We start from the raw sequence: 26,990 nt of genomic DNA, 5'->3' as shown, positions 1-26,990 counted from the left end.
ATCCTCAGGTCGGGGTGGCTGCCGAAATTTCTTCCAGTGCAGAAGAAATTTCCAGCCAGCGTTCTTCCAGCTGAGCGGTTTCGTCGTTCCCCGCTTTCAGGCGGCGGCCACACTCGGCGATCTCGGAGGGGGGTAGGGGCTCGGTCAGTTTCTGCTCCAGGCTGGCCCGTTCGGCAGACAGTGCTGCCAAGCGTTTGTCGATCTGCTCCAGCTCTTTCTTGAGGGGACGGGTCTTCTCGGCGAGCTGCTGGCGTGTCTGGGCGTCCATCTTGCGCTGTTCGCGGCCATCCCGGGCTGCAGGCACCGACGGGGCTGAGGTGGCGACCGGGGCGGTTGAAGTTGACGGTGCGACCTTGGGCACATCTGCAGGGTGCATTGCCCCCGCCACCTGTGCCTGCTCGGCCAGGCGTGCCTCTTCGCGCAGGCGTTTGGATTCTTCGAGCAGGTAACGCTGGTAGTCATCCAGATCGCCGTCAAACGGCCCGACCACACCCCGGCCCACCATCCAGAAGTCCTCACAGACCGAGCGCAGCAGCGCACGGTCGTGGCTGACCAGCATGACGGTGCCGTCGAAGTCATTGAGCGCCATGGCCAGTGCCTCGCGGGTGGCCAAATCCAGGTGGTTGGTGGGTTCGTCCAGCAGCAGCAGGTTGGGGCGCTGCCACACGATCATGGCCAGCACCAGTCGGGCCTTTTCGCCTCCGCTCATGGTGCCCACGGCCTGCTTGACCATGTCACCCGTGAAGTTAAAGCTGCCCAGGTAGCTGCGCAGGTCCTGCTCGCGGCTCGGCTGCTTGGCTTCTGCCCCCAGCTCCTTGGCCAGGCCGATCATGTGCTCCAGCGGGTTTTCGGCGGGACGTAGCACGTCCAGTTCCTGCTGGGCAAAGTAGCCGATGTTCAGGCCCTTGCCTTCGGTGATGCTGCCGCCCAGGGCCTTCATGGTGCGTGCAATGGTCTTGACCAGCGTGGACTTGCCCTGGCCGTTGGCACCCAGGATGCCGATGCGCTGGCCCGCCAGCACCGAGCGGTTCACGCCCGTGAGGATGGTGGTGGGCACGCCATCGTCGTCCACATAGCCAAACGATGCGTCGCTGATGGCCAGCATCGGGTTGGGTAGGTTGGCAGGTTCCTTGAACTCGAAGGTGAACTCTGCCTCGGCCAGCACGGGCCCAATCTTCTCCATGCGTTCGAGCTGCTTGACCCGGCTTTGCGCCTGTTTTGCCTTGCTGGCCTTGGCCTTGAAGCGGTCAATGAACTTCTGCAGGTGGGCCATCTTCTCCTGCTGCTTGGCAAAGCTGGCCTGTTGCAGCTCCAGCTGCTGGGCGCGCAGTTCTTCGAACTTGCTGTAGTTGCCGCCGTAGCGATTCAACTCACCTTGCTGGATTTGCAGCGTAACGTTGGTGATGGCATCCAGAAACTCGCGGTCGTGGCTGATCACGATCATGGTGCCCGCATAGCGCTTGAGCCAGGCCTCGAGCCAGACCAGGGCGTCCAAATCCAAGTGGTTGGTGGGCTCATCCAGCAGCAGCAGATCGCTGGGGCACATCAGCGCGCGCGCCAGCTGCAGGCGCATGCGCCAGCCGCCCGAAAAGCTGTTGACCGGCTGGTCCAGTTCACTCACGCGAAAGCCCAGGCCCAGGATCAGCGCCTGGGCGCGCGCCACGGCGTCGTGTGCGCCGGCATCGTGCAGGTCCGAATAGGCATGGGCGATGGCCATGCCATCGTCACTGGCTTCGGCCTCGGCCAGCTGCTGCTGAACCTCGGCCAAGCGGGTGTCGCCCTCCAGCACGAAGTCGGTGGCCGACTGCTCGGTCTCCGGCATGTTCTGCGCAACCTCGGCCATGCGCCAGCTGGTGGGGATGTAGAAGTCACCCCCGTCCTCGTGCAGCTTGCCGCTGAGCAAGGCAAACAGGCTGGACTTGCCCGCGCCATTGCGACCCACCAGACCGACGTTTTCGCCGGGATTGATGGTGGTGGACACGCTGTCGAGCACGACCTTGGTGCCGCGTCGCAGGGTAACGTTCTTGAGGGTGATCATCCGGAACTCAGAAAAAGACGCACCCGCACAAGGCGGGTGGCATGAAAAATCGGGGGGCCAGAGCGAGTGCAAATCGGTAGAACCGATGCACAAGGCGTGGGCGCAACCCTCTATTGTGCCGTGAGGCGAGCTTGGGCGCCCAGGGCCTGTCGGGTGACCAGCAAAACCTGTTCTTCTCCAGCGCTGGTTTCCAGCCAGAAAACGGGCAGTTGGGGGAACGCCGCTTCGAAGTACGCGCGTTCGTTGCCGATCTCCAGAATGATCACGGCATCTTCTGTCATGCAGGCGGGTGCGGCGGCAAACAGCTGGCGCACGAAGTCCATGCCGTCAGTGCCACCGGCCAGGGCCAGTTCGGGCTCGGCGCGGTATTCGCTGGGCAGTGCGGCCATGCTGGCGGCGTTAACGTAGGGCGGGTTGCACAGGATCAGGTCCCAGGGGCCGGGCAGGGCGGCCAGGCCGTCGGAGAGTTGCAGACGGATGCGGTCCTGCAGGCCGTGTTTGTCCACGTTGATGCGGGCCACGGCCAGGGCGTCGGGCGAGATGTCGGCGCCGGTCACTTCCACCTCGGGCCAAGCCATGGCGGCCAGCACGGCGAGGCTGCCGTTGCCGGTGCACAGGTCCAGCACCTTGCGGGTGTTTTCGCTCAGGAAACCGTCCACGCTGCCGTCGGCCAGCAGTTCGGCGATGAAGCTGCGCGGCACGATGGCGCGTTCGTCCACGTAGAAGGGAACGCCCTGCAGCCAGGCCTCGCGCGTGAGGTAGGCGGCAGGTTTGCGGGTGGTGATACGTTCTTCAAAAAGTGTAGCGACCAAGGCAAGCTGGTCGGGCGGTACGGGCTGTTTTTTTATTGAGTCCGGGGCGTCCGAGAGGTCGCTGTCCAGCGGCAGCCCCAGGCGCCACAGCACCAGCCAGGCGGCTTCGTCATGGGCGTTGGTGGTGCCGTGGCCGAAGGATACGCCGGCCGCGCGCAGGCACTGGGCGCCAGATTCGACCAGGGCGCCAATGGTGTCGCCCGTGACGGCAGTGCGGGGTGTTGCGGGCGTGCTCATGCGGACACTGCCGTCGCCGCCAAGGCCTGCGCGTGCAGGTTTTCCAGTGTGCGGCGGTAGATGTTCTTGAGTGGCTCGATGTCGGCTACGACCACATGCTCGTCGATCTTGTGGATGCTGGCGTTGGGTGGGCCGAGTTCGATGACCTGCGGGCAGATCTGCGCAATGAAGCGGCCGTCGCTGGTGCCGCCGGTGGTGGAGAGTTCGGTGCTGATGCCCGTCTCGGCGGTGATGGCCTGCTGCACGGCGGTGACCAGCTCGCCCGGCGTGGTCAGGAAGGGCTGGCCGCCCAGCGTCCAGCGCAGGTCGTATTCCAGGCCGTGGCGGTCCAGCACGGCGTGCACGCGCTGCTGCAGGCCTTCGGCCGTGGATTCGGTGGAGAAGCGGAAGTTGAAGTCGATCACGACCTCGCCCGGGATCACGTTGGTGGCGCCGGTGCCACCGTGCATGTTGCTGATCTGCCAGCTGGTGGGCGGGAAGAAGGCGTTGCCGTTGTCCCACACGGTGGCGGCCAGCTCGGCCAGTGCGGGCAGGGCTTGGTGGATGGGGTTGCGCGCGAGTTGCGGGTAGGCGATGTGGCCCTGGATGCCGCGCACGCTGAGCTTGCCGCTCAGGGTGCCGCGCCGCCCGTTCTTGATCATGTCGCCGGTCTTTTCGACCGAGGTGGGCTCGCCCACGATGCAGTAGTCCAGCGGCTCGCCGCGCGCCTTGAGCTGCTCGACCACCACCTTGGTGCCGTCCACCGAGGGGCCTTCTTCATCGCTGGTGAGCAAAAAGGCGAGCTGGACCAAGGGTTCGGGCGTGGCGGCCAGGAACTCCTCCACGGCCACCACAAAGGCGGCGATCGAGGTCTTCATGTCGCTGGCGCCGCGGCCGTAGAGCTTGCCGTCTTTGTGCGTGGGCACGAACGGGTCGCTACCCCACTGTGCCAGCGGACCGGTGGGCACCACATCGGTGTGGCCTGCAAATACTACGGTTTTGATAGCTACTTGAGCAAGCTGGTCGCGCGGTAGAGGCCTTTTTGCCCACAAATTACTGACGCGGAAGTCGGCCGGGCCGCTGTCCAGGCGCTCGCACTCAAACCCGAGCGGGGCCAGCCGCGCGGCCAGCAGGTCGAGGCAGCCCGCATCCTCCGGGGTGACGGAGGGCAGGGAAATGAGCTGTTCGGCGAGGTGCAGGGTACGGGACATTGGGGATTCGGTGGGATGGGGCCGTGCAGTCAGCGGTGAGTAGAGAGCGATGCGTAAGCATCAGCGCGGCTTAGGCGAGAGACGCCTAGCAAGGGCCGCCCCGCAGCGAGGGCGTCGTCCCCCAGGGGGGAAGGCGCCGCAGGCGACTCAGGGGGCAGACATTTCATGCCGCTGGTTTGACGTCCAGCACGATTTCGGTGAACGAAGGGGCGTCATCGGGGGTGTCGCGTGCCTCCTTCTGGGCCTTGGCGGCGTTGGCGGCCAGGGAAAAGTCGTTTTGCAGGCGCCACATGAGGTTGGTGGGCGAGTCGGCGTAGGACATGCCTTCCTTGCGGTCGATCTTGGCGTCCATGATGAGGTGGGCCAGGGCTTCCTCGAAGGTTTGCGAGCCCTCGGCCATGGATTTTTCCATGGCTTCCTTCACGCCCGAGAAATCGCCTTTTTCGATCAGGTCCGACACCAGCTTGGTGTTGAGCATGACCTCCACGGCGGGGGCACGGCTTCCGTCCACGGTGCGCACCAGGCGCTGTGAAATGATGGCCTTCATGGCCGAGGCCAGATCACCCAGCATGGTGGGGCGCACTTCCACGGGGTAGAAGCTCAGGATACGGTTGAGTGCGTGGTAGCTGTTGTTGCCATGCAGCGTAGCCAGGCACAGGTGGCCGGACTGGGCGTAGGCAATAGCGGCCGACATGGTTTCGCGGTCGCGGATTTCGCCGATCAGGATCACGTCTGGCGCCTGGCGCAGCGCGTTTTTCAGGGCGGTTTGCAGCGATTGCGTGTCGCTGCCAATCTCGCGCTGGTTGACGATGGATTTCTTGTTCTTGAACTGGTACTCGACCGGATCTTCGATGGTGAGGATGTGCCCCGTCATGGCCTCGTTGCGGGTGTCGATCATGGACGCGAGCGAGGTGCTCTTGCCCGAGCCCGTGGCGCCCACCATGAGGATCAGGCCACGTTTTTCCATGATGAGCTCGCGCATCACAGGCGGCAGCCCCAGGGTGTCGAACTCGGGGATCTGCTGAGAGATGAAGCGGATCACCACCGCATAGCTGCCCCGCTGGCGCATGGCGCTGATACGGAAACGCCCCACGCCGCTGAGCGGCACCCCCATGTTGAGTTCGCCGGTTTCCTCCAGCTCTTCAATGCGGTCCGGGGGGACCACCTCGGAGAGCAGGTTGCGCGGCGCGTCGGGCGGCAGGATCTGGTTGTTGATGGGCACGCACTCGCCGTTGATCTTGATCAGCGCCGGTGCGTTGGCCGACAGGTAGACGTCGGAGGCCTTTTTCTCAGCCATCAGGCGAAGAATTCGTTCCATTGTGCTCATGGTGTGTCCCTCTTGTTGTCAGTCTCTGTCGGCAGAGCGGCCGAACAGGCCACCCCTGTGCAGCGGAATCAGTCGCGCAGCAGGTCGTTGATGCTGGTCTTGGAACGCGTCTGCGCATCGACCTGCTTGACGATGATGGCGGCGTACATGCTGTAGGGCGCGCCGTTGGCCGCCGTCTTGGGCAGGTTGCCGCTCACCACCACCGAGCCCGAGGGCACGCGTCCGTAGCTGATCTCGCCGGTGGCGCGGTTGAAGATCGGGGTGCTCTGGCCGATGTACACGCCCATGCCCAGCACGGAGTTCTCTTCGATCACCACGCCTTCAACCACCTCGGAGCGGGCGCCGATGAAGCAGTTGTCTTCGATGATGGTAGGGCCGGCCTGCAGAGGCTCCAGCACGCCGCCAATGCCCACGCCGCCAGACAGGTGCACGTTGGCGCCGATCTGTGCGCACGAGCCCACGGTGGCCCAGGTGTCCACCATGGTGCCCTCGCCCACATAGGCGCCGATGTTCACGTATGAGGGCATCAGGATCGCGCCCTTGGCGATGAAGCTGCCACGGCGGGCCACGGCGGGCGGCACCACGCGCACGCCGGTGGCCTTCATTTCTTCTTCCGTCAGGTGGGCGAACTTGGTCTGCACCTTGTCATAAAAGCCCAGGTCGCCAGCCTTGACGACTTCGTTGTCCTTCAGGCGGAAGGACAGCAGCACGGCCTTCTTGATCCACTGGTGCACGGTCCACTGGCCCACGCCTTCGCGGGTGGCCACGCGCAGCTTGCCGTTGTTCAGCTCGGCGATCACATGCTCGACGGCGTCCTGGATTTCCTTGGGCGCGGCGGCGGGAGAGAGGCTGGCGCGGTTGTCCCAGGCGTTGTCGATGATGGTTTGCAGTTGTTGGGTCATGTTGTTGTCTGTCAGTCGGTCAGTCTGTGGATCGGGATTCAGAAATCAGGCAGTGCGGGACTGGATGAACTGCACAATGCGCAGCGCGGCCTCCACGCACTCTTCGGTTTCGGCCACCAGGGCCATGCGCACGCGCTGGGCGCCGGGGTTGCTGCCCTGGGCCTCGCGGGCCAGGTAGCTGCCGGGGAGCACCGTGACATTGTATTGAGCCAGCAGGGCCCGCGCGAACTCGGCATCGGTCATCCCCAGGGCATCGGGTACCTTGGCCCACAGGTAGAAACCGGCGTCGGGCAGGGCTACCTCCATCACGCCTGCCAGCAGCGGGGTGACCTGGGCAAATTTCTTGCGGTAGCGCGTGCGGTTTTCCACCACATGCTGCTCATCGCCCCAGGCGGCAATGCTGGCGGCCTGCACGATGGGGCTCATTGCGCTGCCGTGGTAGGTGCGGTAGAGCAGGAAGGACTTGATCAGCGCCGCATCGCCCGCCACAAAGCCGCTGCGCAGGCCGGGCACGTTGCTGCGCTTGGACAGGCTGGTGAAGGAGATCAGGTTCTTGAAGTCGCGCCGCCCCAGTTTTTCTGCAGCCTGCAGGCCGCCGAGGGGTGGTTCGTCGCGGAAGTAGATCTCGCTGTAGCACTCGTCCGAAGCGATCACGAAGCCGTAGCGGTCGCTCAGCGCGAAGAGTTTTTGCCACTCGCTCAGGGGCATCACGGCGCCAGTGGGGTTGCCGGGCGAGCACACAAACAGCAGTTGCGTGCGCTCCCATACCGACTCGGGCACCGTGTCCCAGTTCACCGCAAAGTTGCGCGCCGGGTCGCTGGGGGCGTAATAGGGCTGAGCACCCGCCAGCAGCGCGGCACCTTCATAGATTTGGTAGAACGGGTTGGGGCAGACCACCAGCGGCTGGCCCTTGGAGGGATCGATGATGGTCTGTGCGAACGCAAACAGCGCTTCGCGTGAACCGTTGACGGGCAGGACCTGGGTGCCCGCATCCAGGGTGAGTGCATAGCGCTGGTTCAGCCAGCGTGTGAAGGCCTCGCGCAACCGGGGCTCGCCTGCCGTGGCGGGGTAGCTGGCCAATCCTTCCAGGTTGTTACTAAGTGCATCCTTGATGAACTGCGGTGTAGGATGGCGCGGTTCACCCATGCCCAGGCTGATGGGGCTGTAGGCCGCCGGGGGCGTGACCCCCGCAAAGAGTTGCCGCAGCCGCTCGAACGGGTAGGGCTGAAGGTGGGAGAGCAGGGGGTTCATGGTGCGACATTATGGGCGATGGCCACTGTGCAAAGGCCTGTGCGCCAGGTGTGGCCAGGTCGTCAGGCGCCGCTGCGGATGCAGGCCTGTCGCCCCGGAGGCCCTGTGTCAATCCGACGTAAGAGCGGGGACATAGCATCCGCCGCTGGAAAGAACCATAACAGGAGACAAGATGTCTGGATTTCTACCACTGCGCCCCGGACTCTGGTGGATGCGCAGATGGCACCTGCCCGGCAAACTGGTGACGCTGGGTGTGTTGATGGCGGTGGTGCTGGTTGCCACCGCTGCGGCGCCGGGATGGGGCGGGGCCGTGGGGGCGTTGGCCTTGCTCTATGGGCTGCTGGCGCTGTACCTGAGTCTGTCGTCCGATCTGGAGGGGCTGTCCCGCGCCATGGAAAAGACCACCCAAGGCGATCTCAGTACCCGTGCCGGTGTGTACGGCCAGGACGAAGTGGGGGCCAAGGCGAAGTCGCTGGACCAGATGGTGCTCACCCTGTCGTCCATGGTGGCCGACATCCGCAGCAATGCGGCCCTGGTAGCCCATGCGGGCCAGAGCCTGGCACAAGGCAACCGCTCGCTGGCCGACCGCACCGAGCAGCAGGCCGCCAACCTGGAGCAGACCGCTGCCAGTGTCGAGCAGCTCTCGTCGGCCGTGCAGAACAACGCCCAAACCGCCCGCAGCGCCGATGCGCGGGCGGCCGATGTGCGCAAGGCGGCCGATGCGGGTGCCGAGGCCATGGCCCGGGCGGTCCAGTCGGTGGAGGCCATCCAGCAGGGCGCCCGCCGCATGACCGAAATCATTGGCGTCATTGACAGCATTGCCTTCCAGACCAACATCCTCGCGCTGAACGCTGCGGTGGAGGCCGCCCGGGCGGGCGAGCAGGGCCGGGGCTTTGCCGTGGTGGCGGGTGAGGTGCGTACCCTGGCCAAACGCTCGGGCGATGCGGCACGCGAGATCCGGGAGCTGATCGGCGCCTCGGTGAGCCAGGTCGAGGCCAGCGCCGGGTTGATCCGCTCGGCAGGGGATGGGATTGCCAACATGGCGGGCGGTATTCGCAGTGTGGCCGCCAGCATGACGGAAATTTCCGGCTCCAGTGCAGAGCAAAGCACAGGGCTGAGCGAGGTGAGTTCGGCCGTGCAGCAGCTGGACCAGATCACCCAGCACAACGCGCAGATGGTGGGCCAGGCGGTGGCGCAGGCCGAGGCGCTGGAGCAGCGTGCCTCCACCCTGTCTCGGGCGGTGGCGGCATTCCGGTTGCAGCAGGGCACGGCCGATGAAGCGGTGGCCTTGGTGCAGAAGGCCGTGGCCCTCTACAAAACCACCTCGCAGGACCAGTTCCTGCGCAGCCTGACGGACAAGAACCAGCCGTACCACGATCGGGACATGTATGTGTTTGTGTTGGACAGCGCAGGGACCTACCGGGCGTTTGGGGGCAACCCCGCCAAGGTGGGCACCCGGGTGCAGGACATCCCCGGCATTGCGGGCGACCGGCTGGTGAGCGACATCGTGGCACAGGCCGACCGGACCCCTGGCTGGGTGGAGTACGACATCAACAACCCGGCCACGGGTGCGGTGCAGACCAAGATGTCTTATGTGAGCCGTGTGGGGGACTTGTACGTAGGCTGCGGGGTCTACAAGTCGCTGGCGGCCCGTTGACGGGGTGATTTTTCCTTCTGCCCCGTGGCATGGTCGAAGGGGCGAGCCCCGAATTTCAGCGCGGGTTTTGCTCCCTGAGCTGTCGCGCGCGCTCCATAGCCGCTGCTATGGCGGCCTTGCGCGCGTCGGCGGCGCTGGTTGGGGGGCTGGTGGAGCCAGGTGCAGGAGCGTCCATCGCCGCTGCCGGTTCTTCTTCCGCATCTTCCAAAGGCACCCGCTGGCGATGCTGCTGGTAGCGCGCCCGGGCCTGCTCGGCCAGGGGGGCAGACCACGCGGCCCAGCCGGTGGCTGCGCCGCTAGCGGTTTCCAGCTGAATGCAGTCCACCGGGCAGACGGGGATACACAGCTCGCACCCGGTGCAATATGGCTCGATCACGGTGTGCATCCGCTTGTTGGAGCCCACGATGGCGTCTGTGGGGCAGGCCTTGATACACAACGTACAGCCGATGCACCAGGCTTCGTCAATAAAGGCCACAGTGCGCGGGCCTTCCACGCCGTGTTCGGCGCTCAGTGGCAGCACGGCCTGGCCCGTGATGGCCGCCAGACGCGCCACACCCTCGGAGCCACCGGGCGGGCACTGGTTGATGGCGGCCTCGCCGCTGGCGATGGCCTGCGCATACGTAGCGCAGTCAGGGTAGCCGCAGCGTGTGCACTGCGTCTGGGGCAGCGCGGCGTCAATCCGCGCTGCAAGTTCCATCGGGGCGGCGCGGGCGGGTTGGGCTTCCGGCTGGCGGATCAAGCCTTGCGCGCCTTGCTGCTGCGGCTGGCGCTGCGGGCCGGGGCTGCCGTGACCGCCGTGGCCTTGGCTGTACCGAGGTCGGCGGGCGCCGGCTCTGCTGCACCGGTCGGCTGTGCGGCACCCTCTGTCTTCACCCAGCGTGTGGCCACGGTGGCGGTGGGCGCGGCAGTTTTGGAGGCTGCTGCGCGGGCGCGTGGGGCCGAAGGTGCTGCCTTGGCTGTCTGAGCCGTCTTTGCTGCGGTCTTGGGCTGAGGGGCGGCCTTTGGTTTGGCAGAGGGCGTTGCTGCCTTGGCCTCGGGCGCAACGTTGGATGGAGCGGCCTGGGCGCGGGGCAGTTCGTGTTCCAGAATGAACTCGCGCACCTTGGGGTACACCAGATCGCGCCAGCGGCGGCCGCTGAAGATGCCGTAGTGGCCTGCACCCTTGGCCTCCAGGTGGCGCTGTTCCTTGCGCACGATGCCGCTGCACAGGTCGTGGGCGGCTTCGGTCTGGCCCGAGCCGGAGATGTCGTCCAGCTCACCCTCCACGGTGAACAAGGCGGTGGTGGTGATGTCCTGCGGGCGCACGCGCTCGATCTTGCCCGTGGGCGAGCGCACATCCCAGGTGCCGTTGACCAGCTTGTAGTCCTGGAACACGGTCTGAATGGTTTCCAGGTAGTAGTCCGCATCCATGTCCAGCACGGCGTTGTACTCGTCGTAGAACTTGCGGTGGGCCTCGGCGCTGGCGTCGTCGCCCTTGATCAGGTCCTTGAAGTAGTCGTAGTGGCTGTTGGCATGGCGGTCGGGGTTCATCGCCACAAAACCCGTGTACTGCAGGAAGCCCGGGTACACGCGGCGGCCCGCGCCAGGGAACTTGTCGGGCACGCGGTAGATGACGTTGTTCTCAAACCATTCGTAGCTGCGGTTCGTGGCCAGGTTGTTCACGGCGGTGGGCGACTTGCGCGCGTCGATGGGGCCGCCCATCATGGTCATGGTCAGCGGCGTCTTCTCGCCGCGGCTGGCCATCAGCGATACGGCCGCCAGCACCGGCACGGTGGGCTGGCACACGCTGATCACATGGCAGTTGCCGTACTGGCCCTGCAGGTGGCGGATGAATTCCTGCACGTAGTTCACGTAGTCGTCCAGGTGGAACTCCCCCTCGGACAGCGGCACCAGGCGGGCGTTTTTCCAGTCGGTGATGTAGACCTTGTGGTCCTTGAGCATGGTGCGCACGGTGTCGCGCAGCAAGGTGGCGTAGTGGCCCGACAGCGGCGCCACGATCAGCACCACGGGCTGGCCCTTGAGCTTGGTGAGCGTGGCGGGGTCGTCCGAAAAGCGCTTGAAGCGGCGCAGCTCGCAGAACGGCTTGTTCACCTCGATGCGCTCATGGATGGCGACACCGATGCCGTTCACGTCCACGGTGTGGATGTCGAACGCAGGCTTTTCGTAGTCCTTGCCCAGGCGGTAGAGCAGGTCGTAGCCCGCTGCCATGCGCTGGGCTGCCGATGTCTGGCTCAGGGGCGACACCGGGTTGCTGAACAACTTGGAAGCCGCCTGCGCAAAGTCTGTAAAGGGCTCCATCAGGGAGCGCTGGGTTTCGTAGATGTGGTACAGCATGGGGCGAAACTCCGATTTGTTGCAGTGCAATATAGCAGCACTTGGTAACAAGCGCATGGAGTAAAACCACCAATGCCAAGTCGCCTATGCGACATGCGGGGCCTCCGGCTGCCCGGCCCGTGGCGCCTCCTCAAACTGGTCAATGCGGCCGGGGGTCGGTGTTGTCGACCAGCCAGGCTTCGAACGCCTCGCGCGCCGAATTGCGCAGCGCCGCGCGGAAGGCGGTCTTGTTGCTCAGGTACAGACAGTGGCGCATCACCGTGTAGGGGTTGAAGCTGCCCTGGGGGTTCTGCTCCTCGAAGTGCTGTTTGTAGCGCTTGACCACGCCGATGGTCTCGCGCATCAGGGTGTTGAAGCGCGCGCGTGTCATGCGCGGCGACCAGGCCTGGATGTCGTCCACAAACCCATCGACCTTGGAGGGTTCGAACTCGAAGTCCTTGAAGAAATGGGTGGCGATCTTGAGGAAGGTGAAGGCGTTCAGCTCGCTGCTGCCGCCTGCCGCCTTGTGGGGGGCCAGCGCGTCGGCAGGGGCGTCCAGCGCAGTGTCGGCAGTCTCGTCGGGGGCTTGCAACAGCTCGGCCGCCGTGGCGTCGCGGATCTGCAGGAACTCCCGGTCGGCCAGCTCGAACAAGGCCGACAGCACATTGATGCGCCGCTTGAGCTGCTGCGGGATGGATTTCTTGTACTTGATCTTGTGGTCCAGCACGCTCCAGGAGTCCTGGATGATGGTGCGCACCTGCAGCTCGAACGCCCAGTGGGCATAGGCCGCGTGTTCCGGCAAGTCGCGCTCTGCGGCGCCCAGGCGCAGATCCAGGTGCAGACCCTTGTAGCCAAACGATGCCTCGGTGCTCTCCACGGCCGCAACCTTGTCCGTGACGTCAATCACCGCAAAACGGGCGCGCATGATCTGTGCCACTTTCTCCAATTCGTCCCCATACAGGCACACCACCCGCACCCCGATGAGGTCGGAGATGTAGCTCTGGATGTCATAAGGCGTGTTGCTTTCTTCCAGCGCCGGGCGGTACTTGCGCACAAATTTTCGGATGCACTCGTCGGCATCCTTCACGCGGCCTTCCACCTTGGCGATGTCGATGCCTCCCGCTTGCGCCACCGCAGCCGCCACCAGGCTGGTGATGGCCGTGCATGCGGCCTGCAGCGCCGTGGTCTGTTGCGCGTAGTAGGTGCGGAACTGTGATTCTTCCAGGTCAAAGTCAAGTGATGCCATGTGCGGGGTGCGCAGAATGCGCCGATTTGAAAACCAACCACCAAGGAGCGCCGAAGCTCTGGTGCAGGACCGGGCCAATCAGGGCAATGCCTGTCGGCGCAGAGCTTGCCCCAGCTGCCAAACAGCACTTGGCGGCGCTGAACGCAGGCCCATAATGGTGCACGCCTTGGTACCTTGCCATGCCTCCATCTCACCCTCCAGTCCCTGCTGACGACGATACCACCGCTGCTGGCGTGCGGGAGGCTGTAACCAGCGCCAGCGCCATCACCAGGCGGCGCTGGGTGCCCCTGGTCCTGCCACCGCTGGTAGGTATGTTGGCACTGGGTCTTTCCTATCTCTACTGGCAGGGCGAGGAAGACAATGTCCAGGCCAAGAACGCTCTGAATTTTGAGGTCGCAGCCGACCAGGTGGCCTACAACCTCAAGGACCGCATGGCCACGTATGAGGTGGTGCTGCGCGGCGTGAAAGGGTACTTCGAGGGTTCCGAGCGCATCAGCAGAGAGGAGTTCAAGACCTACGTGGAGGCCCTGCAATTGCAGGAGACCCGGCCCGGCCTGCAGGGGGTATCTTTGATACTTCACCTGTTTGAGCCACAAATTGACCTGCACATTGCCGACATGCGTCGGCGCGGGTTTCCCCACTACAGCGTCCTCCCTCCGGGTGTGCGCGCTGCATACGCTCCCATCACGCACATCGAGCCACTGCGGGGCGACAACGTGCGTGCGCTGGGATATGACACGCTGACCATTCCAGCTGCACGCGAGGCGCTGGAGCGGGCCAGGGACAGCGGGGAACTGGCGCTCAGCGCACCGCTCACCCTGCTGCAAAACGACACCTCGACGACGGCAGCACCGCCTGGGGTGGTGATGTACCTGCCTATCTACGCCCCGCAGGCAGACACAAGCACGCAGCTGGTGCGCCGGGCCGGTCTGGTTGGCTGGGTTTCGGCCCCGTTCCGGGCGGGCGACGTCATCGCCGGAATGGCGCGTGAGCTGGACCCGGACATCGAGATCACTCTGTACGACGGTGTGGCAAAACCGGATGGATTGCGCCTGTACGGGACATCGGCCGACAAGGCACCGGTGGCCCCCGGGGGCGACAGAGGTGCTGCGTCCGCGCCTCAAGCGCTGCGCACGCTGCAAATTGGCGGGCGTACATGGACGCTGGTGATGCAGCCCACGCCCAGTTTTTTCCTGCGCCATCGGGAGGAAAGCCACTACATGATCGCAGCGGTGGGCGTGACCCTGGGCCTGCTTCTGTCCTGGTTGACCTGGCTGTTGGCCACCGGGCGCGAGCGCGCCGTGGCGCTGGCGCATGGCATGACCGCCGAGCTGCGCGCCACGCGCGACGACCTGGAGAGCACGCTCAACGCCATCCCCGACCTGCTGTTCGAACTGGGCCTCGACGGCCGGATCCACCACTACCGTTCGGCGCGGTCAGACCTGCTGGCCATGCCACCCGAAATGTTTCTGGGGCGTTTGATGAGCGAAGTGGTTCCGCCCGAAGCTGCGGCGGGCTGCCATGCTGCGCTGGAGGCCGCGCACCACACGGGGTACTCGGCGGGCCATCAGTACCGGCTGGAGCTGGGGGGCACCACCCACTGGTTTGAGCTGTCCATCGCCCGCAAGGACGCCGCCATGCCCGGCGACGAAGCCCGGTTCATCGCCTTGTCGCGCGACATCACCGAGCGCAAGCAGGCCGAGGCGCGCTCGCACCAGCTGGCGTACTTCGACGGCCTCACCGGCCTGCCCAACCGGCGCATGCTGCTCGACCGCATGGAACACGCCCTGCACAGCGCCCTCAATGCCGCCCAGGTGGGGGCGGTGCTCTATATCGACCTCGACAACTTCAAGCAGATCAACGACGCGCGCGGGCACACCGTGGGCGATGCGCTGCTGATGCAGGTGGCCCAGCGCCTCACACAGCAGCTGCGCCCGGGCGACACCGTGGCCCGGCTGGGCGGCGACGAGTTCGTGGTGCTGGTGCACAACGTGGCCTCCGACATGGAATCGGCCGGGCGCGCGGCCCTGCTGGTGGCCGAGGAGATCCGCGCGGTGCTGGAGGCGCCGTACACCATTGCCACCCACCTCTACAGCACCACGGGCAGCATTGGCATCACGCTGTTCCCCAAGCGTGGCGAGGGCGTGGAAGACCTGCTGCGCGAGGCCGACACCGCCATGTACCGCGCCAAGGACCTGGGCCGCAACCGCATCCGCTTCTACGAAGCCGCCATGCAGGCCGACGTGCAGGAGCGCCTGGCGCTGGAGCAGGACCTGAAAAAGGCCCAGGCCGAAGGGCAGCTGGCTGCCTTTGTGCAAAGCCAGGTGGACGCCACAGGCGCCGTAGTGGGCGGCGAGCTGCTGATGCGCTGGACCCACCCTGTGCGCGGCAACGTACCGCCCAGCCGCTTCATCCCCATTGCCGAGGCCTCGGGCCTGATCCTGCGCATGGGCGACTGGATGATCCAACAGGCCTGCGAAACCCTGGCGCACCTGCAGGCGGCGGGGCGGGAGCTGTCGCTGTCGGTCAACGTGAGCCAGCGGCAGTTTCGCCAGGATGATTTTGTCGAGCGCGTGCGCCATGTGCTGGCCCACACCGGAGCCCACCCCGGCAACCTGATCCTGGAGGTGACGGAAAGCCTGCTCATCGAAGACCTGGACGACACGATTGCCCGCATGACCGAAATCGTGGGCCTGGGCGTGCGCTTTTCCATCGACGACTTTGGCACGGGCTATTCGAGCCTGGCCTACCTCAAGCGCCTGCCGCTGTTTGAACTCAAGATCGACAAGAGTTTTGTGCAGGACACGCCCGACGACCCGAGCGACACCGCCATCGTGCAGTCCATCCTTTCGGTGGCCAGCCATCTGAATCTGCGCGTGGTGGCCGAGGGTGTTGAAACCCGCGCCCAGGCCGATTTTCTGCTGCAGAACCAGTGCGAATGCCTGCAGGGCTACCTGTTCGGTCGGCCCGAGCCACTGGCGGTGTGGCTGGCTCGGCAGGTGTAGCGCACGCCGACAAAGAAACAGCCGAGCCAGAAGCGTCAGGTTGCGGGCGGGCTAATCACCGGGCGACCAAGGCCCAGCGCTCATGGTCACGCCAGCGACCGTTGATTTTGAGATAGCGGGGCGAGAAGCCTTCCTGATTGAACCCACAGGCCTTTACCAGGGCGATGGACGCTGTATTTCCAACTTGGATGTTGGCCTCCAAACGGTGCAGTTTCATAGCGCCAAATGCGTGGCGGATCAGTTGTTGTAGTCCCGCGCGCATTACCCCACGGCGTTCGTACCCCGCAAAAACGTAGTAGCCCAGGTAGGCGCTACAGAAATTGCCCATTGCGATCTGGGAGATGTGAAAGGCGCCCGCAATTTGTTCATCACCGTGGGCCGAGTCTTTCAGGCAGACCAAGAAGCAACGGTTTGCAGGTGACTCCATTTGTTCCAGGTAGGCTGCAAATGCTTCAGGGGTTGACGGCGCCAAAGTCCAGGGGGCATGCAGTCTGCGGCTCCGCTGAGCCAAGGTTGTAAAAATGGCTTCATCCGACGGCAGGGGAGCGCGCAGAATCGTTCGGCCGAGAACTGGGTCCGCCTTCACTGTTTTTTCGTTGCCGGTGAGACGGGCACGCCGCTTCATTCTTGTCTCGCTGAACTTGCCGTTTCTGCTTCGGCCGATTGCCCATAGGCGAAGGTGCCATAGGTGTCCATCGCCAGCGCATGCACCTCGCGCGCGGGCCGGTCCTTGAGCAAATGGTTGCTCCACACCTGGCGCCAGATGCGGGCGCCGGGCAGGCTGTGGCGCAGGCCCAGCATGTGGCGGGCGATGTGGGGCCAGGGGGTGCCGTGTTGCGCTGCCTCGCGTTCCATGTACTCAACCATGGCCACCTCCACCTCTTCGCGCGTCAGGGGGCAGGGGGCGCCGCCGTAGTAAAGCTGGTCCCAGCGGGCCAGCCACCAGGGGTTGTGATACGCCTCGCGGCCGATCATCACGCCGTCCAGGTGGTCGAGCTGCTGCAGCACGACGTCATCGGTCTGGATGCCGCCGTTGATGGCAATGGTGAACTGCGGAAACTCGGCCTTGAGGCGGTGCACCACCTCGTAGCGCAGGGGCGGTATGTCGCGGTTTTCCTTGGGGCTCAGACCTTGCAGCCAGGCGTTGCGCGCATGCACGATGAACACGGTGCAGCCCGCTTCGGCCACGGTGCCGATGAAGTCGCGCACGAAACCATAGTCCTCCACCTTGTCGATGCCGATGCGGTGCTTCACGGTCACGGGCACGCTGACCACGTCATTCATGGCCTTGACGCAGTCGGCCACCAGTTGGGGCGCCTTCATCAGGCTCGCGCCAAAGGCGCCGCGCTGCACCCGGTCGCTGGGACAGCCGCAGTTGAGGTTGATTTCGTCGTAGCCCCATTGCTCGCCCAGCCGCGCGGCCTGGGCCAGCTTGTCGGGCTCGTTGCCGCCCAGCTGCAGTGCCACGGGGTGCTCTTCGGCATTGAAGCGCAGGTGGCGCTCGGTACCGCCATACAGGATGCCGCCCGCGTTCACCATCTCGGTGTACAGCAGGGTCTGGCGGGTCAGCAGCCGGTGAAAGTAACGGCAGTGGCGGTCGGTCCAGTCCATCATGGGGGCGATGGACATGCGCCAGGGGCTCAGGGTGGGTTCCACGGGGCAAAAACGGAGGACGGGGAAGGGAGTGGTCTGCAGCGGGGCGCCCGTTCGGTGCGCGAGACGGCCGCAGGCTGCAGTCGAAAGACCGCAATTATCCCATTGCGCTCCCGTCCAGGGCCAGCGTGTGGTTTTGCTCCAAATCGGGCTCTACCGCATATCTGTTGTGCCCAAGTTGCTATCAAAATGAGAGTTTTCTTTCCTTTGAGTGGCCGCTGCCCCGGCGGCGCATTGCCTTGCGTCAAGGTGGGGCATCGGGGCCATCGGCGACAATTGCGGCGCTTTTGATGCCTGCGCGGCGCCCGGCGCAGCGCCTGGGCCCTGCCTGCGGGCCCTGTTTCGTCACCCGCCCTCCCATGCACCACACCATTTTTGACACGCCGGTTGTCAACACGCTCCTGCGCGCTTTTTCCCGCTTGATCCTGCGCATCACCGGCTGGAAGGTCGAAGGCGCCTTGCCCGCCCATGCCGCCAAAAGCGTGCTGATCGCCGCGCCTCACACCAGCAACTGGGACCTGCCGTACACCTTGATGCTGGCGTTCTCGCTGCGGCTGCGGGTGTACTGGATGGGCAAACACAGCCTCTTCAAGGCGCCATTTGGCGGGGTGATGCGCTGGCTGGGTGGCATTCCGGTGAACCGGGAGCAGGCAAACAACCTGGTGGCCAGCTCAGCCCAGGCCATGCGGGAAGCGGATGGTCCCATGCAGCTCATCGTGCCGCCCGAAGGCACGCGCGGCAAGACGCGGCACTGGAAGACGGGCTTTTACTACATCGCCCAGCAGGCGGGCGTGCCCATCGTGCTGGCCTTTGTGGACTACGGCCGCAAGGTCGGTGGCCTGGGCCCGGTGTTTGAGCCCACGGGCGACGTGGAGCGCGACATGGCAACCATCAAGGCGTTCTATGCGCCCATCCGGGGCAAGAACCCGACGCAGTTCGAGGCCTGATCAGTTTGTGGTGAGTTGCCCGACAGAGATTGATGGGTAAGCGCTGGCGGCTCCGAAAAAGATAGCTATCGAGTGCCTTGCGGGCGCGCTGGTGGTGACTGGCGCGGCCCAGGCCAGGGATGCCTAGCAAGGGCCGCCCCGCAGCGAGGGCATCGTCCCCCTTCCCGATTCGCGCAGTGAATCGAGAGAAGGGGGAAGCGGCGCAGCCGCTCAGGGGGATGTCACCCAATACTTCGCCGGTCGATCTTGCGGCTGAGCACGATGCTGGTCTGCGTCTGGTGCACGCCGTCGAGCTGGCCTACGCGGTCGAGCAGGGTGTCGAGCTGCTCGTGGCTCGTGCAGCGCAAAAACACCAGGTAGTCAAACGGCCCACTCACAGCCGACACCTCCTCGACCTCGGCCATGGCCTCCAGCGCGCGCAGCACGGCGGGCGCTGCCTTGGGCAGCACACTGATGCTGCACCAGGCCCGCACCGTGGTGGCATCGAGCCGTGCCCCCAGCCGCACGCCATAGCCCGCCACCACGCCCGAACGCTCCAGCCGCGCAATGCGCGCCACCACGGTGGTGCGCGCCCGCCCCCGCTGGCGTGCGAGCTGCGCCGTGCCTTCGCGCGCATTGGCCTGCAGCAGGCTCAGCAACTGGCGGTCGGTAGCGTCCAGCGTGGGCGGGGCGGTGGGGGGGGCGGGCGTAAAAGTCATAGTGGCCATGATATTCGCCGTTATGACGTTTCAGGAATGATTTTTCGACAATCTAGTGGCTACACATTGACAGTACCCTTGCCTAGCATCAAGGCATCTTTCACCGCCGCTGCGGCCCGGCCGCCAGCACACATCAGGAGCACTGCCATGACCGCTTTTTCCACCCGCCACGCCATCACCATCCTGGGTGCAGGCCATATTGGCTTTGCCATGGCGCTCTTGTTGCAGCAGGCCGGTGACTACGACATCCTGGTGGCCGACCGCGACCCCGCCCGCCTGGCCGAGGTGGCTGCTCTGGGCGTGGCCACCCGCCTGGTGAGCGACGACACCAGTTTGCAAGCCGCCATCGACGGCCGTTGTGCCGTGCTGAACGCGCTGCCGTTTCACCGCGCCGTGCCCGTAGCCACGTTGTGCGCAAGCGCAGGTGTGCACTACTTCGACCTGACCGAAGACGTGGCCAGCACCCAGGCCATCCGTGCCCTGGCCGCCAACGCGCGCAGCGTGCTCATGCCCCAGTGCGGCCTGGCGCCGGGTTTTATCGGCATCGTGGGCAACGACCTGGCTCGCCGTTTTGACACCCTGCACACCCTGCGCATGCGCGTGGGCGCGCTGCCCCGCTACCCCCAGGGCGCCCTGCGCTACAACCTGACCTGGAGCACCGAAGGCCTCATCAACGAGTACTGCAACCCCTGCGAAGCCATTGTGGACGGCGTGCGCACCACCGTGCCGGCGCTGGAAGGGCTGGAAACCTTTGCGCTCGATGGCGTGGAATACGAGGCCTTCAACACCTCGGGTGGTCTGGGCACGCTCACCGAGACGCTGGCGGGCAAGGCACGGCAGGTGGACTACCAGTCCATCCGCTACTCGGGTCACAACGCCATCCTCAAACTGCTGCTCAATGACCTGCGCCTGCGCGACCGGCGCGATTTGCTCAAGGACATCCTGGAGAGCGCCATTCCCACCACCGACCAGGATGTGATCGTGATTTTTGCCACCGCAGCGGGCCAACGCGGCGGGCGGCTGGTGCAGGAGTCCTACTCGGCCCGCATCGTCGGCACCGAACTGGCGGGGCACCGGCTCAGCGCCATCCAGCTCACCACGGCAGCGGGCATCTGCACGGCGCTCGACCTGGTGGCCCAGGGGCGGCTGCCGCAGCGGGGCTTTGTGGGGCAGGAGGCGGTGCGGCTGGGGGATTTTCTGGCGAACCGGTTTGGGGTGGCGTATGCGGGGGAGGGGGCGCAAGCGCTGGAAAAAATCGCATGAAGCCTATTGGCCGTATGAATTCAAAAACTGCAATTCCTACGGTCATGGGGCATTTTTCGTCTCAAAACCGCTGCAGGAGTGCTGCTGGCCTGGTGCGGTGCTGCCAGACGCTCAGCGCCCGCCCGGCTTCTGGTACATCCCCTCTATCGCTTCGGCAAAGTGCGCCATCAGGTTGTTGCGCTTGAGCTTGAGCGTGGGGGTCATGAAGGTGTTCTCGATGGTCCACGGCTCCAGGGTGCAGTGCACGGCGCGGGGCACGGCATAGCGGGCAAAGCTGGCGGTGTTCTTTTCAATGCGCGCCAGCACTGCGCGGTGCACGCTCGGGTGGTTCAGGCTTGCCGCGTCTTGCGCGGGCAGGCCCAGGTCGGCCGCCAGACGCTGCCACTCGCCCGCGTTCAGCACGGCCACACAGGCGATGAAGGGGCGGTTCTCGCCCACCACAAAGGTCTGCTCCAGCAGCGGGTCGGCCAGCATGGCCAGTTCCAGGTCGCCCGGCGGCACCTTTTCGCCGGTGGAGGTGACGATGATCTCCTTGATGCGGCCCTTGATGTAGATGCGGCCGTTCACAATCTCTGCCTGATCGCCCGTGCCCAGCCAGCCGTCGGGGCTCAGGATGCGCGCGGTGTCTTCCGGGCGCTTCCAGTAGCCCTTCATCACGATGGGGCCGCGCACCTGCAGTTCGCGGTTTTCGCCGATGCGCACCTCTACACCGGGCAGGGCCTTGCCCACGCAGGCAGGATCGTTGTCGTCCAGCGAGTTCACCGACACCACAGGCGCAGTCTCGGTCATGCCGTAGCCCTGCACCAGCGGCAGGCCCAGGCCCAAAAAGCACTTGGCAATGGTGGGCGACAGCGGCGCGCCGCCGCTCACCGCCACCCGCACACGGCCGCCAAACTGGGCCAGCAGCGGCTTGGCGACCAGCGCCTGCAGAAGGGGCCAGGGCAGGGCGGCCATCCAGCCTGCGGCCTGGCCTTCGCTGGCTACCGGGGCGGGCAGGCCTTGCACGGCACAGAAGCGGGCCCAGCCTTTGTTCTGCGCGGCTTCATACAGCTGCATCTTCCAGGGCGTGGGGGAGAGTTTTTCGAGCAGCTTGGCGTGGATGCGCTCGTAAATGCGGGGCACAGACACCAGCACGGTGGGACGCACGGTCTTGAGGTCCTCGGCCAGTTGCGCCACCGAGCGCGCATAGGCCACGCAGCTGCCCGCCGCAATCGGCAGGTAGTAACCCCCCGTGCGCTCGAACGTGTGCGACAGCGGCAGGAACGACAGGAACACGTCGTCCACTGTGGGGGCGATGCGGTCGAGCACCGCCTTCACATCGCTGACCACGTTGCGGTGCGTGAGCATCACGCCCTTGGGCTTGCCCGTGGTGCCCGAGGTGTAGACGATGGCCGCCAGGTCGTCTGCCCCCGGAGGTGTGGGGGCCGCTGCTGCCCCGGCCCCCGCCAGCCACTGCGCCAGCGAGCCCACGGCAGGGCCATCGGCCGAAGCGGCGGTGGGAGAGAAGGTTGAAGTGTCGTCGTCGGTGATCACCACCGCCCGCAGGGCCGGGAACGGCGTGCCCACGGCGCGGATCTTTTCCCACTGCTCGGCCTGGCCCACGATGAGCATCGAGGCCTCGCAGTCCGCCAGGATGTAGGCAATGCTGCCGGGGTTGTCGATGGCGTGCAGGGGCACCGGCACGCAGCCCGTGGCCAGTGTGGCCTGGTCGGCGCACATGGCGTGCAGGCCGTTGGGCAGCAGGATGGCCACGCGGGCGGCCGGGGGCAGTTGAAGCGCGGCCAGGGCCTGGGTCCAGGTGGCGATGCGATCAGCAGCCTGCGCCCAGTTCAGGCTTTGCCAGGACTGGCTGGCTGTGTCGTAGGCGCGGAAGGCCTCGGCCTGGGGCGTCTGACCCACCCGGAAAGCCAGCAGTTGGGGCAGTGTCTGAACGTCGGAAATTCGGGTGGGGGTCGTGGCGGAGGTCATCTGGCTGGCGAAAGGGGCCCGCAGCGGGGCTTTCAGTCGGGCGCGCGCTCGTTCTGGAGCGCGTTGCCGGGAGCGTTTGGCCCGGATCAGGGCAAACCCGGGGATCATAGCCAGCGCCGGTGCCTGGGGCGCCCATCCGGTGGCCTGCTTTGTGAGAAATGGTGCATTCCTAAAGATGGAATACCGGGGTGGGCACTTGGGGGGCTGCCATATGGCGCGCCGAAGGCTGCAGGCGCCATGGGCACAATAGGCGCCATTCCACAGCCACGCGAACGCCGCACCTGCAACACCCATGGACCCCGTCACCATCTTTTTCATTGCCACACTCATGATGCTGGCAAACGGTGGGGTACTTGGCCTGATGCACAAGGACCTGCCTTTGCCCATGCGCCCCGCAGCGGCCAGCTGGCGCGTTGCCACGCTGCTGTTTGCCGGGGGCTCCATCCTGTTTGCTGCGCAAGGTCTCAACCCGCCTGCCTACACGTTGGCCCTGGCCAATGCGCTGGTGATGTTCGGGTTTACCGGTTATCTGCGTGCTTTGCGGCAGTTCTACGGACTCAAAGACCAGCTGTGGGTCATGGTGCCTGCGGCGCTGGGCACGGTGGCCGTTTTCTGGCTGACTTTGGGTACGGCCGATGTCGGGGGGCGCATCCTGACGGTGTCGGTGGTCTGGTCGGTGCTGATGGTGGCCTGCATTGTGGTGCTGGTCTCGCAGGAGCGCCGTGACGATGCCCGCAGTCGGCGCGTGATGGCGGGCCTGTTCACGGCCGTCGCCTTGTTTGTGCTGTTCCGCGCGGGCTACTTTGTGGTGATCGGGGTGAACCCGGCCTTCAGCGTGCTGGGGGCGGGCGCCTGGATGAACATTGCCACCCCCATAGTGGCCGCCACCTTGCCCGTGATCGGCACCACCGCGTTCTTGCTGATGTGCTCGGAGCGCATTCGCCGCCAGTGGGAGCGTGCCGCCTCCACCGACTACCTGACCGGCTTGCCCAACCGCCGCACGCTGGTGGAGATGGGGCTGAAGCGTTTTGAGCAAGCCCGCACCAGCGTGGCGTCTGGTGGTTTTGGACTGGCGATTGTGGACATTGACCACTTCAAGCGCATCAACGACGAGCACGGCCACGAGATGGGCGATGTGGCCCTCAAGCATGTGGCGGGGCGGCTGCAGTCGGCCTGCCGAGGGGCTGAGCTACCGGCTCGCCAAGGTGGTGAAGAGTTTGTGGTGCTGTTCGACAACCTGCAGCTGCACGACGCCCCGGCCGCTGGCGAGCGGTTGCGCCAGGCCGTCGCCCAGGCACCGTTCACGGCGGGTGACCTGGTGCTGCCATTGACGGTGTCGATCGGCCTGGCAGTGCTTCGTGCCGACGACACCCACTTCGATAGCTTGCTGCGCCGCGCAGATGAGGCGCTTTATGTGGCCAAGGCGACCGGGCGCAACCGGGTTGAGATCGCTCCTGAGAGGGCGATGGAGCCGAGTTCCACGGGATCTGGCGTCGGGCTACCGGCCTGATCCGGTGCTGAGAATCAGGTCGCTGCTTCCAGCCCCTGCGCAAAGTGCGCCTGCATGGCCTTGACCGTGGCCTTGGCGTCGCGCGCCACCATGGCGGCCAGGATGGCGCGGTGTTCGCCCAGCGAATCTTCAATACGCCCTTGCTTGAACAGCGAGTTGTGGCGGTTGAGCTTCATCACCTTGCGCAGGTCGGCCACCATCTGGCTGCGCCAGCGGTTGTCGGCCATCTCCAGCAGGTGCATGTGAAAGCGCTCGTTGATGGCAAAGAACTTTTCGCGGTCTGCCACGGCGGCTTCCAGCTCGGCGTGCAGGTCCTGCAGCGTTTTCAGCTGCGCCTCGGTGGCCTGTTCGGCCACCACACCGGCCGCATCGCTCTCCAGCAGGCTCAGCAGGTGGTACACGTCGCGCAGGTCTTTTTCGCTCATCTCCGTCACATAGGCGCCACGGCGCACCTTCATCGTGACCAGGCCTTCTGCGGCCAGCACCTTCAGCGCCTCGCGCAGCGGTGTGCGGCTGATGCCGAATTCCTCCGCAATCTTGAGCTCGTCGATCCAGCTGCCGGGCTCCAGCTCGCGGCGGAAGATGCGCTGGCGCAGCTGCTCGGCGACTTCTTCGTACAGGGCGCGGGGCGTGAGGGTAAGGGCAGACATGGGCGGATTGTAAGCTGCGAAGAATATTTTGAATCAATAATTATGAATGATGTAAACTCGCCGCCACACCACAGCACCTGTGCGGTCACCGCCTGTGCGCCGTGTTGGACGCCCCCATGCCATCTTCGGAGTAGCTTTCGCCATGAGTGACAAACCCACCAACAACGCCCCAGAGTTCGCCGCGTCTTCGCTGGAAGCCTGGGCCAAGGCCGCAGCCAAGTCGGCACCGGGGGGCGATGTCAGCGCCCTCAACTGGGTCACGCCCGATGGCATCACCGTCAAGCCGCTGTACACCGCCGAAGACACCGCCAGTCTGCCGTATGCCAACACGCTGCCGGGTTTTGAGCCCTACCTACGCGGCCCGCAGGCCACCATGTATGCCGTGCGGCCCTGGACGATTCGCCAGTACGCAGGCTTTTCGACCGCTGAAGAATCCAATGCGTTCTACCGGAAGGCGCTGGCCGCAGGCGGGCAGGGCGTGTCGGTGGCGTTTGACCTGGCAACCCACCGGGGCTACGACAGTGACCACCCCCGCGTGACGGGCGATGTGGGCAAGGCCGGGGTGGCGATTGATTCGGTCGAAGACATGAAGATCCTGTTCGACCAGATCCCGCTCGACAAGGTCAGCGTATCGATGACCATGAACGGTGCGGTGCTACCCGTGCTGGCGGGCTACGTGGTGGCGGCAGAAGAGCAGGGCGTCTCGCAAGACAAGCTTTCCGGAACCATTCAGAACGACATTCTGAAAGAGTTCATGGTGCGCAACACCTACATCTACCCGCCCAAGCCGTCGATGAAGATCATTGGCGACATCATCGAGTACACGGCCAAGAACATGCCGAAGTTCAACTCGATCTCCATCAGCGGCTACCACATGCAGGAAGCCGGGGCCAACCAGGCGCTGGAACTGGCCTTCACTTTGGCCGACGGCAAGGAATATGTGAAGACCGCCATCGCCAAGGGCATGGACGTGGACGAGTTCGCCGGGCGCCTGAGCTTCTTCTGGGCGATTGGCATGAACTTTTACCTCGAAGTCGCCAAGATGCGCGCCGCGCGCCTGCTGTGGTGCCGCATCATGAAGGCCACGGGCGCCAAGAACCCCAAGAGCCTGATGCTGCGCACGCACTGCCAGACGTCGGGCTGGAGCCTGACCGAACAGGACCCCTACAACAACGTGGTGCGCACCACCATCGAAGCCATGGCCGCAGTGTTTGGTGGCACGCAGAGCCTGCACACCAACAGCTTTGACGAAGCCATTGCGCTGCCCACCGAGTTCAGCGCCCGCATTGCGCGCAACACGCAGCTCATCATCCAGGAAGAGACCCACATCACCAACGTGATCGACCCCTGGGCCGGCAGCTACATGATGGAAAAGCTGACCCAGGACATGGCCGACGCGGCCTGGAAGATCATCGAAGAGGTCGAGGCCATGGGCGGCATGACCCAGGCCGTGGACAGCGGCTGGGCCAAGCTCAAGATCGAAGCTGCCGCCGCCGAGAAGCAGGCGCGCATCGACAGCGGAAAGGACGTGATCGTGGGCGTCAACAAGTACAAGCTGGCGAAGGAAGACCCGGTCGATATCCTGCAGATCGACAACGTGAAGGTGCGCGACGGTCAGATCGAACGCCTCAAAAATATTCGGTCAAAACGCGACTCTGCGCTCGTCCAGCAAGCCTTGGATGCTCTCACTTCTGCAGCAGAAAGCGGCGAAGGCAACCTGCTGGACCTGTCGATCAAAGCCGTGCGCCTGCGCGCCACGGTGGGGGAGGTGTCGGATGCGCTGGAGAAGGTTTTTGGGCGCCACCGCGCCGATACGCAAAAGGTGACCGGTGTGTACGCAGCTGCCTATGACTCGGCCGAAGGCTGGGACAAACTCAAGACCGAAATCAACGCCTTTGCCGAAGAACAAGGCCGCCGCCCGCGCGTGATGATCGCCAAGCTGGGCCAGGACGGCCACGACCGCGGCGCCAAGGTGGTGGCCACCGCCTTTGCCGACCTGGGCTTTGACGTGGACATGGGCCCGCTGTTCCAGACCCCCGAGGAATGCGCCCGCCAGGCGATTGAAAACGACGTGCACGCCGTGGGCGTGAGCACGCTGGCTGCGGGCCACAAGACGCTGGTGCCCGCCATCATCCAGTCGCTCAAGGACCAGGGTGCGGACGACATCATCGTGTTTGTGGGCGGGGTGATCCCGGCCCAGGACTATGACTTCCTGTACGAATCCGGCGTGAAGGGCGTGTACGGCCCCGGTACACCGATTCCGGCCAGCGCGAAGGATGTGCTGGAGCAGATTCGCAAGGCTGTGGCTGCGTGAGTTGGGTGG

Annotated in this window: 20 protein-coding genes; 6 read left to right on the top strand and 14 right to left on the bottom strand. The window is 65.1% G+C overall.

Annotated elements, in window-relative coordinates:
• Positions 1-4: 4 nt before the first annotated feature.
• The 6 genes from AC07Z7_RS10770 to dapC form a co-directional block, all read right to left on the bottom strand.
• Positions 5-2,038 (bottom strand): ATP-binding cassette domain-containing protein, encoded by a 2,034-nt coding sequence (locus AC07Z7_RS10770; RefSeq protein WP_207253342.1) that lies wholly within the window; start codon positions 2,036-2,038, stop codon positions 5-7.
• 110 nt (positions 2,039-2,148) lie between these two features.
• Positions 2,149-3,087, bottom strand: a complete 939-nt coding sequence (prmB, locus tag AC07Z7_RS10765; protein WP_207253341.1) for a 50S ribosomal protein L3 N(5)-glutamine methyltransferase — start codon at positions 3,085-3,087, stop codon at positions 2,149-2,151.
• Positions 3,084-4,277 (bottom strand): succinyl-diaminopimelate desuccinylase, encoded by a 1,194-nt coding sequence (dapE, locus tag AC07Z7_RS10760; RefSeq protein ID WP_207253340.1) that lies wholly within the window; start codon positions 4,275-4,277, stop codon positions 3,084-3,086. The genes prmB and dapE overlap by 4 nt, the downstream gene beginning before the upstream one ends.
• Before the next feature lie 163 nt (positions 4,278-4,440).
• Positions 4,441-5,604, bottom strand: a complete 1,164-nt coding sequence (locus AC07Z7_RS10755; protein ID WP_094291169.1) for a PilT/PilU family type 4a pilus ATPase — start codon at positions 5,602-5,604, stop codon at positions 4,441-4,443.
• Between the two features lie 68 nt (positions 5,605-5,672).
• The gene (gene dapD / locus AC07Z7_RS10750; protein WP_094291170.1) at positions 5,673-6,506 is read right to left on the bottom strand and encodes a 2,3,4,5-tetrahydropyridine-2,6-dicarboxylate N-succinyltransferase; all 834 of its coding nucleotides are present in this window, start codon (positions 6,504-6,506) and stop codon (positions 5,673-5,675) included.
• A 45-nt stretch (positions 6,507-6,551) separates the two neighbouring features.
• Positions 6,552-7,757 (bottom strand): succinyldiaminopimelate transaminase, encoded by a 1,206-nt coding sequence (gene dapC / locus AC07Z7_RS10745; RefSeq protein WP_207253339.1) that lies wholly within the window; start codon positions 7,755-7,757, stop codon positions 6,552-6,554.
• 172 nt (positions 7,758-7,929) lie between these two features.
• Between dapC and AC07Z7_RS10740 the strand changes: the two genes are divergently transcribed.
• Entirely contained in the window at positions 7,930-9,414 is a 1,485-nt protein-coding gene (locus AC07Z7_RS10740; protein ID WP_494766234.1) for a methyl-accepting chemotaxis protein, read from the top strand.
• Positions 9,415-9,469: 55 nt separating this feature from the next.
• Here the strand turns inward: AC07Z7_RS10740 and rsxB are convergent, their stop codons facing one another.
• The 3 genes from rsxB to AC07Z7_RS10725 form a co-directional block, all read right to left on the bottom strand.
• Complete coding sequence (rsxB, locus tag AC07Z7_RS10735; RefSeq protein ID WP_494766233.1) at positions 9,470-10,111, bottom strand: electron transport complex subunit RsxB; 642 nt, start codon at positions 10,109-10,111, stop codon at positions 9,470-9,472.
• A gap of 38 nt (positions 10,112-10,149) precedes the next feature.
• Positions 10,150-11,748, bottom strand: coding sequence for a polyhydroxyalkanoate depolymerase (locus AC07Z7_RS10730; protein ID WP_207253336.1), 1,599 nt, complete (start codon positions 11,746-11,748; stop codon positions 10,150-10,152).
• A 139-nt stretch (positions 11,749-11,887) separates the two neighbouring features.
• Positions 11,888-12,973: a RelA/SpoT domain-containing protein gene (locus tag AC07Z7_RS10725; protein WP_207253335.1), complete on the bottom strand. Its 1,086-nt coding sequence runs from the start codon at positions 12,971-12,973 to the stop codon at positions 11,888-11,890.
• Between the two features lie 179 nt (positions 12,974-13,152).
• On the opposite strand from AC07Z7_RS10725, the gene AC07Z7_RS10720 reads away from it, so the two are divergent.
• Positions 13,153-15,978 (top strand): bifunctional diguanylate cyclase/phosphodiesterase, encoded by a 2,826-nt coding sequence (locus AC07Z7_RS10720; protein ID WP_494766232.1) that lies wholly within the window; start codon positions 13,153-13,155, stop codon positions 15,976-15,978.
• A gap of 55 nt (positions 15,979-16,033) precedes the next feature.
• Here the strand turns inward: AC07Z7_RS10720 and AC07Z7_RS10715 are convergent, their stop codons facing one another.
• Both AC07Z7_RS10715 and dusA read right to left on the bottom strand, forming a co-directional pair.
• On the bottom strand, positions 16,034-16,603 hold the full coding sequence (locus AC07Z7_RS10715; protein WP_207253333.1) for a GNAT family N-acetyltransferase: 570 nt from the start codon (positions 16,601-16,603) through the stop codon (positions 16,034-16,036).
• Positions 16,600-17,634, bottom strand: coding sequence for a tRNA dihydrouridine(20/20a) synthase DusA (gene dusA, locus AC07Z7_RS10710; protein ID WP_494766231.1), 1,035 nt, complete (start codon positions 17,632-17,634; stop codon positions 16,600-16,602). Before dusA ends, AC07Z7_RS10715 begins: the two co-directional genes overlap by 4 nt.
• A 356-nt stretch (positions 17,635-17,990) precedes the next feature.
• On the opposite strand from dusA, the gene AC07Z7_RS10705 reads away from it, so the two are divergent.
• On the top strand, positions 17,991-18,578 hold the full coding sequence (locus tag AC07Z7_RS10705; RefSeq protein WP_207253331.1) for a lysophospholipid acyltransferase family protein: 588 nt from the start codon (positions 17,991-17,993) through the stop codon (positions 18,576-18,578).
• A 221-nt stretch (positions 18,579-18,799) separates the two neighbouring features.
• On the opposite strand, the gene AC07Z7_RS10700 is transcribed toward AC07Z7_RS10705, so the two are convergent.
• Positions 18,800-19,285, bottom strand: coding sequence for an Lrp/AsnC family transcriptional regulator (locus tag AC07Z7_RS10700; protein WP_494766230.1), 486 nt, complete (start codon positions 19,283-19,285; stop codon positions 18,800-18,802).
• 138 nt (positions 19,286-19,423) lie between these two features.
• On the opposite strand from AC07Z7_RS10700, the gene AC07Z7_RS10695 reads away from it, so the two are divergent.
• The gene (locus AC07Z7_RS10695) at positions 19,424-20,539 is read left to right on the top strand and encodes a saccharopine dehydrogenase NADP-binding domain-containing protein (RefSeq protein WP_207253370.1); all 1,116 of its coding nucleotides are present in this window, start codon (positions 19,424-19,426) and stop codon (positions 20,537-20,539) included.
• Between the two features lie 111 nt (positions 20,540-20,650).
• Here AC07Z7_RS10695 and AC07Z7_RS10690 read toward each other — a convergent pair whose 3' ends face one another.
• Complete coding sequence (locus AC07Z7_RS10690) at positions 20,651-22,507, bottom strand: AMP-dependent synthetase/ligase (protein ID WP_494766229.1); 1,857 nt, start codon at positions 22,505-22,507, stop codon at positions 20,651-20,653.
• Between the two features lie 292 nt (positions 22,508-22,799).
• On the opposite strand from AC07Z7_RS10690, the gene AC07Z7_RS10685 reads away from it, so the two are divergent.
• Positions 22,800-24,017: a GGDEF domain-containing protein gene (locus tag AC07Z7_RS10685; protein ID WP_207253329.1), complete on the top strand. Its 1,218-nt coding sequence runs from the start codon at positions 22,800-22,802 to the stop codon at positions 24,015-24,017.
• A 14-nt stretch (positions 24,018-24,031) separates the two neighbouring features.
• Here AC07Z7_RS10685 and AC07Z7_RS10680 read toward each other — a convergent pair whose 3' ends face one another.
• Positions 24,032-24,667, bottom strand: a complete 636-nt coding sequence (locus tag AC07Z7_RS10680; protein WP_207253328.1) for a GntR family transcriptional regulator — start codon at positions 24,665-24,667, stop codon at positions 24,032-24,034.
• A 142-nt stretch (positions 24,668-24,809) separates the two neighbouring features.
• Here AC07Z7_RS10680 and scpA point away from each other — a divergent pair, with 142 nt between their 5' ends.
• Positions 24,810-26,981, top strand: a complete 2,172-nt coding sequence (scpA, locus tag AC07Z7_RS10675) for a methylmalonyl-CoA mutase (protein WP_207253327.1) — start codon at positions 24,810-24,812, stop codon at positions 26,979-26,981.
• The last annotated feature ends 9 nt before the right edge of the window (positions 26,982-26,990 follow it).

The organism is Acidovorax sp. GW101-11A03, assembly GCF_059424825.1.
Note: the sequence above shows the minus strand (reverse complement) of the source record. Positions and strands in the feature narration are given on the sequence as shown.

Coding starts and splice junctions, on each gene's coding strand:
- AC07Z7_RS10730 (WP_207253336.1), bottom strand. CDS start 11,748: ATGCTGTACCACATCTACGAAACCCAGCGCTCCCTGATGGAGCCCTTT.
- AC07Z7_RS10690 (WP_494766229.1), bottom strand. CDS start 22,507: ATGACCTCCGCCACGACCCCCACCCGAATTTCCGACGTTCAGACACTG.
- AC07Z7_RS10685 (WP_207253329.1), top strand. CDS start 22,800: ATGGACCCCGTCACCATCTTTTTCATTGCCACACTCATGATGCTGGCA.
- dapD (WP_094291170.1), bottom strand. CDS start 6,506: ATGACCCAACAACTGCAAACCATCATCGACAACGCCTGGGACAACCGC.
- dapC (WP_207253339.1), bottom strand. CDS start 7,757: ATGAACCCCCTGCTCTCCCACCTTCAGCCCTACCCGTTCGAGCGGCTG.
- rsxB (WP_494766233.1), bottom strand. CDS start 10,111: ATGGAACTTGCAGCGCGGATTGACGCCGCGCTGCCCCAGACGCAGTGC.
- AC07Z7_RS10770 (WP_207253342.1), bottom strand. CDS start 2,038: ATGATCACCCTCAAGAACGTTACCCTGCGACGCGGCACCAAGGTCGTG.
- AC07Z7_RS10725 (WP_207253335.1), bottom strand. CDS start 12,973: ATGGCATCACTTGACTTTGACCTGGAAGAATCACAGTTCCGCACCTAC.
- AC07Z7_RS10715 (WP_207253333.1), bottom strand. CDS start 16,603: ATGAAGCGGCGTGCCCGTCTCACCGGCAACGAAAAAACAGTGAAGGCG.
- AC07Z7_RS10680 (WP_207253328.1), bottom strand. CDS start 24,667: ATGTCTGCCCTTACCCTCACGCCCCGCGCCCTGTACGAAGAAGTCGCC.
- AC07Z7_RS10705 (WP_207253331.1), top strand. CDS start 17,991: ATGCACCACACCATTTTTGACACGCCGGTTGTCAACACGCTCCTGCGC.
- dapE (WP_207253340.1), bottom strand. CDS start 4,277: ATGTCCCGTACCCTGCACCTCGCCGAACAGCTCATTTCCCTGCCCTCC.
- scpA (WP_207253327.1), top strand. CDS start 24,810: ATGAGTGACAAACCCACCAACAACGCCCCAGAGTTCGCCGCGTCTTCG.
- prmB (WP_207253341.1), bottom strand. CDS start 3,087: ATGAGCACGCCCGCAACACCCCGCACTGCCGTCACGGGCGACACCATT.
- AC07Z7_RS10700 (WP_494766230.1), bottom strand. CDS start 19,285: ATGGCCACTATGACTTTTACGCCCGCCCCCCCCACCGCCCCGCCCACG.
- AC07Z7_RS10740 (WP_494766234.1), top strand. CDS start 7,930: ATGTCTGGATTTCTACCACTGCGCCCCGGACTCTGGTGGATGCGCAGA.
- AC07Z7_RS10695 (WP_207253370.1), top strand. CDS start 19,424: ATGACCGCTTTTTCCACCCGCCACGCCATCACCATCCTGGGTGCAGGC.
- AC07Z7_RS10720 (WP_494766232.1), top strand. CDS start 13,153: ATGCCTCCATCTCACCCTCCAGTCCCTGCTGACGACGATACCACCGCT.
- AC07Z7_RS10755 (WP_094291169.1), bottom strand. CDS start 5,604: ATGAGCACAATGGAACGAATTCTTCGCCTGATGGCTGAGAAAAAGGCC.